At 55.4% G+C, this 9,427-nt stretch carries 8 protein-coding genes and 1 pseudogene; 6 read left to right on the plus strand and 3 right to left on the minus strand.

Annotated elements, in window-relative coordinates; translation table 11 throughout:
* Window positions 1-425: HAD-IA family hydrolase (locus tag Q0510_RS05800; RefSeq protein ID WP_298709088.1), on the plus strand; the 425-nt coding region annotated here is incomplete at its 5' end.
* A 3-nt stretch (window positions 426-428) separates the two neighbouring features.
* Here the strand turns inward: Q0510_RS05800 and Q0510_RS05805 are convergent.
* From Q0510_RS05805 to Q0510_RS05815, 3 genes are read right to left on the minus strand one after another with little or no spacing between them, the layout of a single operon-like run.
* Window positions 429-698, minus strand: a complete 270-nt coding sequence (locus Q0510_RS05805; RefSeq protein WP_298709089.1) for a DUF4834 family protein — start codon at window positions 696-698, stop codon at window positions 429-431.
* Between the two features lie 50 nt (window positions 699-748).
* Window positions 749-1,114, minus strand: a complete 366-nt coding sequence (locus Q0510_RS05810) for a TM2 domain-containing protein (RefSeq protein ID WP_298709090.1) — start codon at window positions 1,112-1,114, stop codon at window positions 749-751.
* Window positions 1,107-1,391: a DUF2752 domain-containing protein gene (locus tag Q0510_RS05815; RefSeq protein WP_298709091.1), complete on the minus strand. Its 285-nt coding sequence runs from the start codon at window positions 1,389-1,391 to the stop codon at window positions 1,107-1,109. The genes Q0510_RS05810 and Q0510_RS05815 overlap by 8 nt, the downstream gene beginning before the upstream one ends.
* A 175-nt stretch (window positions 1,392-1,566) precedes the next feature.
* Between Q0510_RS05815 and Q0510_RS05820 the strand changes: the two genes are divergently transcribed.
* The 5 genes and pseudogenes from Q0510_RS05820 to Q0510_RS05840 form a co-directional block, all read left to right on the plus strand.
* Window positions 1,567-2,031: a ribosome maturation factor gene (locus Q0510_RS05820; RefSeq protein WP_298709092.1), complete on the plus strand. Its 465-nt coding sequence runs from the start codon at window positions 1,567-1,569 to the stop codon at window positions 2,029-2,031.
* Between the two features lie 13 nt (window positions 2,032-2,044).
* A complete protein-coding gene (nusA, locus tag Q0510_RS05825; protein ID WP_298709093.1) occupies window positions 2,045-3,292 on the plus strand; it encodes a transcription termination factor NusA in 1,248 nt (415 codons plus the stop codon).
* A gap of 127 nt (window positions 3,293-3,419) precedes the next feature.
* Complete coding sequence (gene infB, locus Q0510_RS05830; RefSeq protein WP_298709094.1) at window positions 3,420-6,791, plus strand: translation initiation factor IF-2; 3,372 nt, start codon at window positions 3,420-3,422, stop codon at window positions 6,789-6,791.
* Between the two features lie 119 nt (window positions 6,792-6,910).
* Window positions 6,911-8,302 (plus strand): peptidylprolyl isomerase, encoded by a 1,392-nt coding sequence (locus Q0510_RS05835; RefSeq protein ID WP_298709096.1) that lies wholly within the window; start codon window positions 6,911-6,913, stop codon window positions 8,300-8,302.
* A gap of 188 nt (window positions 8,303-8,490) precedes the next feature.
* Window positions 8,491-9,427: pseudogene (locus tag Q0510_RS05840) on the plus strand (amidophosphoribosyltransferase); the annotation flags it as partial.

The raw sequence follows: 9,427 nt of genomic DNA on the forward strand, positions 1-9,427 counted from the left end.
GCGTACTGCCGGAAGGCGTTACCGACGAACAGGTGATCGGCGCCTGGAACGCCATGCTGCTCGATTACCCGGTGGCACGGCTGCAGCTGTTGCAGCAGTTGCGCAACCAATACGATTTGTTCCTGCTGAGCAATACCAACGCGATTCACCTGGCGGCGTTCAGCAAAATACTGGAAAAGGAGCGCGGTATCCCTTCGCTGGGCGCTTTTTTCGATAAAACGTATTATTCCCATCTCATGGGCTGCCGGAAGCCGGAAGCGGAGGCCTGGCAGATGGTGCTGGACCAGAATGGCTTGAAGCCAGAGCATACCCTGTTCATCGACGATACGCTGCCGAATGTGGAAGCGGCGCAAAAGCTGGGGATAAGGTCGATCCACCTGCAGTCGCCCGCCACCATCCTGGATATCTTCAAACCGAAAGGATAAGTATTATTTGATTTCCTCGAAATCGATGTAATCGCCATCGTCGCGCTTGCGGACGGGCTCCTGTTGCCTGGGCGGCACCTGTTGCTGGGCCGTCTGCTGTTGCTGCTGCTGGCGTTGCTGCTGCTCGTACTGCTGGCGCATGGCGTCCTGCATGTCCTGCATCTGTCGGCGCACCTGTTTGGTGCCGCGGTATACGGGAATGATAAATTGAAAGATCAGTTTATATAAAAACCATCCCGCGAGGATGTAGAAAATCAACTTTAAAAGAGACATGCTGCAAAGATAGCAGATACCCCCTTTTTTTGCCAGTTTTTAGGATTTCTTTAACGAACGGTCCAGGTTCTGCTGAGCATGGCGGCCACTTCCAGGGAAACCTGTTTGTTGTATTCCCAGGTGAGCCGGCGGTAATTGATGGCGTCGATGATGGTGCCGATGAAGCAAAAGCCCAGTGTGACCACGTACAGGATGCCTATCAGGATCTGGTCGAGCAGAAAGCGGTGGATGCCGTTGGGGCCCACGAGGCCGAGGAGGCAGGTGATGAGGATGGTTTGCGGGTCTTTGCGGCGCGACTGGTATAGGAAGAGGAACTTCTTCCGGGTGTCGTCGTCGAATTTTTTGGTCAGCTCTTCGAGCCAGACCATTTCTTCCTGGTCGATGCCGGGCAGGGCGGCATAATAATAGTTATCCATGTCTGAAGGCGTGAATTTGGATTTTTGCAAGTTGCCCGATCCGCCAGAGAAGGGCTGCGATGGTGGGGGCGCCGAGTTTGTGGGCTTCCCAGCTTTCCTGCCACTGGCCGTGGAAGAGGTGGGAGATGGAATGGCCCAGGCCGCAGCCGGGGCAACTTTCGAAACCGATCCAGCGCCAGAAGCAGAGGCTGGGGAGGTTTGCGTGCGGGTCCATACAGGCGAGCAAAGCAAGGCCGGCGGTCCAAATCGCGAGCTCTGGTTGAATCCGGGATATCATGCGATTTCTAAGATACGGCAAATGCGGCGGACTACCAATTACGAAGTTTGGTAATATGTCTGGTATTGGATTTGCGGGAAAGAAATAGTTTTTGAAATGAAAATAAATGCTAATTTTGTAACGGAATAAAGATTCAAATGAAGGGGACGATGGGAGTCCCCTTCTTCTATTTTGTATGGCAAACGAACAAGTGATAGCGCGCATCAGGGAATTTCTCGACGCTCTGCTGGCGGACAAGCCGGAATATTTCGTGGTTGAAATAAAGATTAAGCCTACCAACAATGTGAAGGTTTACGTGGATGCGGATAGCGGCGCGTCGATCTCCAATCTGGTGTCGCTGAACCGCCAGTTGTATCCCCAGCTGGAGGCGGCCGGCATTTTTCCTGACAACGATTTTTCGCTGGAAGTATCGTCTCCGGGGCTCGATGAGCCTTTGAAGACGCATCGGCAGTTTGTGAAGAACGTGGGCCGGAAGGTGGAGGTGACTTTACTGGACGGTACGGTGAAGGAAGGGAAGCTGACCGCGGCCACCGAAACTGAGCTGACGCTGGAGGAAACGATCGGCAAGAAGAAAGAAATTAAGGTATCTAACATCAATTTAACAGAAATAAAGCACACAAAGGTGTGCATCGTGTTTTAAAATAATATATAACATGGCTAGTATTAACCTGATTGAGTCATTCACCGAGTTTAAGGAGGCCGAGAACATCGACCGGCCCACGCTGATGAAGGTGTTGGAGGATGTGTTTAAGACCCTGTTGCGTAAGAAATATGGCTCAGATGAGAACTTTGACGTGATTGTAAATACTGAGAAAGGTGACCTGGAGATTCTCCGCCGCCGCACCATCGTGGAAGATGGGACGGTTGAGGACGAGAATGCGCAGGTGGCTTATTCCGAAGCCATTCTGATCGAGCCCGACTACCAGGTGGGGGAAGATCTGTATGAAGAAGTGGAAATCCTGGATTTCGGGCGCCGCGCCATCCTTGCAGCCAAGCAAACGCTGACTGCCCGCATCGGCGACCTGAAAAAGAACATCCTGGTAAAGAAATACGGAGACCGCGTCGGCGAGATCGTGACCGGGGAAGTTTACCAGGTATGGAAAAAAGAAGTTTTATTATTGGATGATGAAGGGAATGAACTAATATTGCCTAAATCCGAACAGATACCGACGGATTATTTCAAGAAAGGTGAGAACGTGAGAGCGGTTGTGAAGAAAGTGGAACTGAAGAATAACTCCCCGCTGATCATCCTTTCCAGAACACATCCCTCCTTCCTGGCCAAACTCCTCGAAATCGAGGTGCCGGAAATCTTCGACGGCCTTATCGTGATCAAAAAGATCGTGCGCGAGCCCGGCGAAAGAGCCAAAGTTGCCGTGGAATCCTATGACGACCGTATCGACCCCGTAGGCGCCTGCGTGGGTATGAAAGGAAGCCGGATTCACGGCATCGTACGTGAACTCCGCAACGAGAACATTGACATCATTAACTATACCGCAAACATTCAGCTCCTGATCCAGCGCGCCCTCACGCCCGCCCGCATCAGCCGGATGGAAGTGGATAATGATAACAAGTACGCCTCCGTTTACCTTAAACCCGACCAGGTATCACTGGCCATCGGTAAAAAAGGCGTGAACATTAAACTGGCCTGCGAACTGACCGGCTACGAAATCGATGTGTTCCGCGACGAAGAACAGGAACAGACCGAATTCGACATCGACCTGGAAGAATTCGCAGACGAAATCGAAGCTTGGGTGATCGACGAACTGAAAAGAATCGGTTGCGATACCGCCCGCTCCGTCCTGGATCTGACTTCGGAAGAACTGGTACGCCGCTCCGACCTTGAAGAGGAGACCGTAACGGAAGTGAGAAGGATCCTCCAGGAAGAATTTGAAAAAGAATAAGCCTTCCGCTACCCCTTCCCATAGGGTTGGCTTTTTTGATTGCAGAGATATTTGAGTTATTGTTAAAATGTTAAAAGATTTGCTCCGCCGGTTGGTGGGGATTAAACGGGAAGGACGAGAAAACGATATGCCTGAAGTAACAAACAACACACCGAGATTGCTGGCCGCAGCCAAGGAATTCAACATTGGCAAGGAAACGCTGATCGATTTCCTGGCCGGTAAAGGCTATGATATGGATGGATTCGGTTCTCCCAACGCCCGTCTCACTGCCCAGATGTACCATGCGCTCCAGAATGAGTTCCAACAGGATAAGGCCAACAAGCGAAAAAGCGATCAGATCGCTTTGCCGAAAGGAACGGTGTTAGACGCAGCCAAGAAGAAGGAGAAGGAAGAAGCAGAGCTGGCAGCGAAGAAAAAGGAGGAAGCGGATGCCGTAGCCAAAAAGAGGGACGAAGCGCCCACGGCCAAACCGGAGCCTGCGCCCGAGCCGGAACCCGCTCCCAAAGCGGCCCCTCAGCCCGAAGCCCGCACGGAACAGCCTGCACCGCAGCCTGAACCGGCTCCCGCACCCCAACCCCAACCGGCCGCCGAAGCCAAACCCGAGCCCAAACCCGAACCGGCCCCCGAGCCGAAAAAGGAAGCGGCGCCCGAGCCTAAAGCAGCAGCCAAAGAGGAAGAGGTCGTGAAACCCGAATCCCCCAAGATCAATGGCCCCCGCATCATGGGTACCATCGATCTGGACGCGCTTAATCCCGCCAACCGCAAGAAAACAGCCAAAACCGAAACGGAAGAAGATAAACCGGCCCCCGCTCCCCAGGAGCCCAAACCTGACGCAGAAGACAAACTTGAGCCCAAGCCGCAGCCCGCTCCCGAGCCCAAAGCCGAACCCAAAGCCGCGAAGGAAGAAACCCCGGCGCCACAACCCGCTCCGCAGCCCGAAAAGCCCGCAGCAGCAGTGAAACCGGAACCCAAACCCGAACCTAAACAAGAACCGAAACCGGAATCCAAACCCGCCGCCAGGGAAGAAACCGCAGCACCCGCCGCGCAGACTCCCGCCCCCGCCGCACCCGAAGCACCCGCTTCCCCGGCCGCAGCCAGCGACGCTTCCGGCGACGATGCAGGACCCTCCGTGATCGAAAATATTCAGGCAACACGCCTCTCCGGACCTAAAGTGATCGGCAAAATCGATCTCCCCGTGTCCCAGGACCGCCGCGATAACAAAGGCTTCAACAAAGACGAGAAACGCAAACGCAAACGTATCGTCGTAGAAAAGAAACCCGAGCCCATCAAACCCGGCGAATTCGCCCGCGAAGGCGCCCAGGGCAACCGCGGCCCCGGCCAGCACGGCGGCGGCCAACACGGTACCCAGCAAGGTAACCGCGGCCCCGGAGGCCCCGGCCAGCGCGGCCCCGGCCAACACGGCGGCCAACAAGGCAACCGCGGACCAGGCGGCCCCGGCCAACGCGGCCCCGGCGGTCACCAGGGTAATAGAGGTCCCGGCGGCCATCAAGGCAACCGCGGCCCCAACAACCGCAACCAACGCCCCGGACAGGGCAACTTCGGCCAGGGTGCCCCCCGCGGACCGCAAGACCGTGAAATCGATAAAAACGAGATCCAGAATAAAATCAAGGAAACCATGGCCAAAATGGGTGGCACCACCCGCGGTGGAAAATCCACCAAGGCCAGCCGCCGCCGCGACAAACGCCACGAAATGGCCGAGCGCGAAGCCCAGAACATGGCAGACGGCAACAAGCTGCAGGTAACCGAGTTCCTCTCCGTGAGCGAGCTCGCCAACCTCATGGACGTTTCCTTCGCCGAAGTAATCTCGAAATGTATGGGCCTCGGTATCATGGTGTCCATCAACCAACGCCTCGACGCCGAAGTAATCGAGCTCGTAGCCGGAGAATTCGGCTATGAAGTGGAATTCATCGGTGTAGACGACGCTACCGACGACGATGAAGACGAAATCGTAGACGATCCGGAAGATCTGGAACCCCGCGCGCCGATCGTGACCATCATGGGTCACGTTGACCACGGTAAGACCTCCCTGCTCGACTACATCCGCAACGCCAACGTAGTGGCGGGCGAGGCCGGCGGTATCACCCAGCACATCGGTGCCTACCAGGTGACCACCGCTTCCGGTAAGAAAGTAACCTTCCTCGATACCCCCGGTCACGAAGCGTTTACCGCGATGCGTGCCCGTGGTGCAAAAGTGGCCGACATCGCCGTGATCGTGATCGCGGCAGACGATGCCATCATGCCCCAGACCCGTGAGGCCATCTCCCACTCCCAGGCCGCCGGCCTGCCGATGGTATTCGCCATCAACAAAGTGGATAAAGACGGCGCCAACCCGGAAAAAATCAAGGAACAACTCGCTGGTATGAACCTCCTGGTAGAAGACTGGGGCGGTAAATTCCAAAGCCAGGAAATCTCCGCCAAAAGCGGTATGAATATCGACGTCCTGCTGGAGAAAATCCTGCTGGAAGCCGAGCTCCTCGACCTGAAAGCCAACCCGAACCGCGAAGCTTCCGGTACGGTGATCGAAGCCACGCTCGACAAGGGCCGCGGCTACGTTACCACAGTACTGGTGCAGAATGGTTCCCTCAGCCAGGGCGACACCATCGTGTCGGGCGCGCACTTCGGTAAGATTAAGGCCATGTTCAACGAACGCGGACAACGCGTCGAGAAGGTAGGCCCCTCCGCCCCCGTGCAGCTCCTCGGCCTCAACGGCGCCCCGCAGGCTGGTGAGAAGTTCCGTATGTATGAAGACGAGTCAGAAGCCAAGGACCTCGCCAACCGCAGAGCCCAGATCGTTCGCGAACAAGGCATCCGCACGAAGAAACACATCACCCTCGACGAGATCGGACGCCGCCTTGCCCTTGGCAACTTCAAGCAGCTGAACCTCATCATCAAAGGCGACGTGGACGGTTCAGTGGAAGCGCTCTCCGACTCCCTGCAGAAACTGTCCACTGAAGAGATCGTAGTAAGCGTGGTACTCAAAGGCGTAGGTCAGATCACCGAATCCGACGTATTGCTGGCTACCGCTTCCGACGCACTCGTAATCGGCTTCCAGGTGCGCCCGTCGCTCAATGCGGCACGCCTCGCCGAGAAAGAGAACATCGAAATCCGCACATACTCCATCATCTACGACGCCATCGACGAGCTCAAATCCGCGATGGAAGGGATGCTGGAACCGAAAATCGAGAAAAAGGTTACCGCGAACGTCGAAATCCGCGAAACCTACAAGTTCGACAAGGCTACCGTTGCGGGCTGCTTCGTTCTCGACGGCAAACTCTTCCGCAATTCGCGCATAAACCTGGTACGCGACGGTATCGTGGTGCACACAGGCGAGCTGCAGTCGCTGAAACGTTACAAAGACGATGTGAAAGAAGTCGTTTCCGGTATGGAATGCGGTCTTTCCATCAAGAACTACAGCGACCTCAAAGTCGGCGACATCGTCGAAGGCTTCGAAGAAGTGGAAGTGAAACGTACCCTCTAAACATCCTGTTGCGGCGGGTCTCAACGCCCGCCGCAATTCCGAAATTTTTGTTAAATAGATTAGCCGTCTTTGTGCGGCTAATTTTTTATCAGTTACTTTGAGAAGACAGTAGCATTTATATGAAGAAATTTGTCATATCTTCCTTCGCCGCCATGTTCCTATTCCAGGTAGCCGTGGCGCAGCAGAAAAAGATTATTGCCGACAAGATCGTCGCCAAGGTGGGTGAAAAGATCATCCTGCAGTCCGACATCGAGTCGGCCATGGTGGATATGCAGCAGCAGGCCCTCGAAGGGGTTCCCCTTCCGGCCAACGCGCCCTGCGCCGCCATCGAGCAGATCATTGCGCAGAAGATCCTGGTACTCCAGGCCGAGCGCGACTCTCTTCCCATTTCCGAATCCGACGTGGAAGGCCGTATCGAATCCCAGATCCGCTGGGCCGAACAGCGCTACAACGGCCGCGAGAACATGACGAAAGTGACCGGCTACACCATCTACCAGCTCCGCGAACGCTTCCGCGACGCCATCCGTGAGAACATGCTTGCCAAAGCCATGCGCGACAAGATCGTGAACTCCGTGAAAGTGACGCCCACAGAGGTTCGTACCAACTTCGAGAAAATCCCGCAGGACAGCCTGCCGTTCTACGAATCCGAACTCGAAATCGGCCAGCTCGTGATCCTGCCCAAAGCCAGCCGCGAGATGGATAAGTACGCTTACGACCGGCTCATGGATATCCGCAGCAAGGTTGAAAAGAAAGAAGGCGAATTCGGCACCTACGCCAGCCTTTACTCCGAAGACCCCGCCGTTCGCGAGAACAACGGTGTATATCCCCTCAACCGCTACGACAAAAACTGGGACCCGGAATTCCTTTCCGCCAGCTTCCGGCTGCGCGAAGGCGAAATGTCAAACCCCGTGAAGTCGCAGTTCGGCTACCACCTGATCAAGATGCTGAAGCGCGCGGGCGACAACGTGACCGTGCAGCACATCCTCCTCAAGCCGAACGTGATGACCAACGAAATCAAGAACGCCATCCAGAAGCTGGACACCATCCGCGCCAACATCATCGCGGGCAAGACCAACTTCGCGGAAGCCGTATCCAAATACAGCGACGATCCCATGGCGAAATTCAGCGGCGGTATGCTGACCAACCCGATGACCAACAGCACTTTCATCACCATCGACCAGCTGAACGACCCGTCCACCAAGGACATCGTAATGCTGATCGACTCGCTGAAACCGGGCGGCGTTACCAAACCGATCGAGTTTACCGACGAGCAGGGCCGTAAGGGCGTTCGCCTCGTGTACCTGAAAACGCGTACCGAACCGCACCGCGAAAACCTCCGCGACGACTATTCCCGCATCCAGCAGCGCACCCTCCAGGAAAAACAGGCGACCGCCCTGGCCAAATGGCTGGTAGACAAGGTGCCGACTTTCTATGTGCATGTGGAAGACGAGTACAAACAGTGCGAGAATGTGACCAAATGGTCAGCCGCCAACACCATGGCATCCAATTAATGGATTTCAGCAAATCATGATACTATCCCGGCACCTCCAGTGCCGGGATTTTTTATGCCGGCAACCGGTTATCGGCGGCCATGGCCCGTTTCCATGCAAAATACCCTTCCGCGCCCGCTGGTAGTGCATTTTGGAGGATGCGGCCGTTTGGAAATTTAAGCGTAACTTTGCGACTTCAATTTTACAGCATGAGTGATGCGATTAAGCATGAATGCGGCCTGGCATTCATAAGATTAAGAAAACCATTCAGTTATTATCAACAGAAATACGGAACGGTTTTCTACGGCCTGAATAAGCTGTACCTTCTCATGGAAAAGCAGCACAACCGTGGGCAAGACGGCGCAGGCCTGGCCACTGTAAAATTACACACCGAGCCCGGGGTGCCTTTCATGCACCGCATCCGGAGCGCGCAACCGCAACCCATCGGCGACGTTTTCGGGAAAGTCCGCGACGAAATTGCAGAGATCGAAAAGTACCAGCCCGAGATCACCCGTTACCCGGGCCTCATGAAAGGGCACGTCCGCTTCCTGGGCGAACTGCTGCTGGGGCATCTCCGTTACGCCACCCAGGGCAAAAACGACGTCGAACTGTGCCATCCCTTCGTAAGATATAACACCATTCCCGCCCGCAACCTCACCATGGCCGGAAACTTCAACCTGGTGAATGTGGACGAGCTGTTCAGCTTCACGAAAGTTTCTCCCGGCGACAAACATAAGAACTCCGACCTCGCCGCCATGCTCGAAGTGGTTCACCACTTCCTTTGCAAAGAAGACGAAGCGCGGCAGAACGGGCTCGATGTGAAGAATATCCTCAAGCAGGCGTTCTCCATGTTCGACGGTGGTTATCATGTGGGAGGGCTCATCGGTTCCGGCGATTCCTTCGTTATCCGCGATCCCCACGGCATCCGTCCTTCTTATTACTACGTAAACGAAGACGTGATCGTGACCGCCTCCGAGCGCGCCGCCATCCGTACCACCTTTAACGTGGGTGAAAATGAAGTGATGGAGCTCATGCCCGGCAACGCACTCATCGTGAAGGAAAACGGCGAATACTCTATCGAAGAGATCATCCCCGCCCGCGAGCGCCGCGCCTGTTCATTCGAGCGGATCTACTTCTCCCGCGGCA

The sequence above is a fragment of the uncultured Chitinophaga sp. genome (assembly GCF_937874145.1).
GTDB lineage: Bacteria > Bacteroidota > Bacteroidia > Chitinophagales > Chitinophagaceae > Chitinophaga.

Bases quoted from the DNA above. Each gene is read 5' to 3' on its own strand.
- Q0510_RS05805 (WP_298709089.1), bottom strand. From the start codon at position 698: ATGTCTCTTTTAAAGTTGATTTTCTACATCCTCGCGGGATGGTTTTTA.
- Q0510_RS05810 (WP_298709090.1), bottom strand. From the start codon at position 1,114: ATGGATAACTATTATTATGCCGCCCTGCCCGGCATCGACCAGGAAGAA.
- Q0510_RS05815 (WP_298709091.1), bottom strand. From the start codon at position 1,391: ATGATATCCCGGATTCAACCAGAGCTCGCGATTTGGACCGCCGGCCTT.
- Q0510_RS05820 (WP_298709092.1), top strand. From the start codon at position 1,567: ATGGCAAACGAACAAGTGATAGCGCGCATCAGGGAATTTCTCGACGCT.
- nusA (WP_298709093.1), top strand. From the start codon at position 2,045: ATGGCTAGTATTAACCTGATTGAGTCATTCACCGAGTTTAAGGAGGCC.
- infB (WP_298709094.1), top strand. From the start codon at position 3,420: ATGCCTGAAGTAACAAACAACACACCGAGATTGCTGGCCGCAGCCAAG.
- Q0510_RS05835 (WP_298709096.1), top strand. From the start codon at position 6,911: ATGAAGAAATTTGTCATATCTTCCTTCGCCGCCATGTTCCTATTCCAG.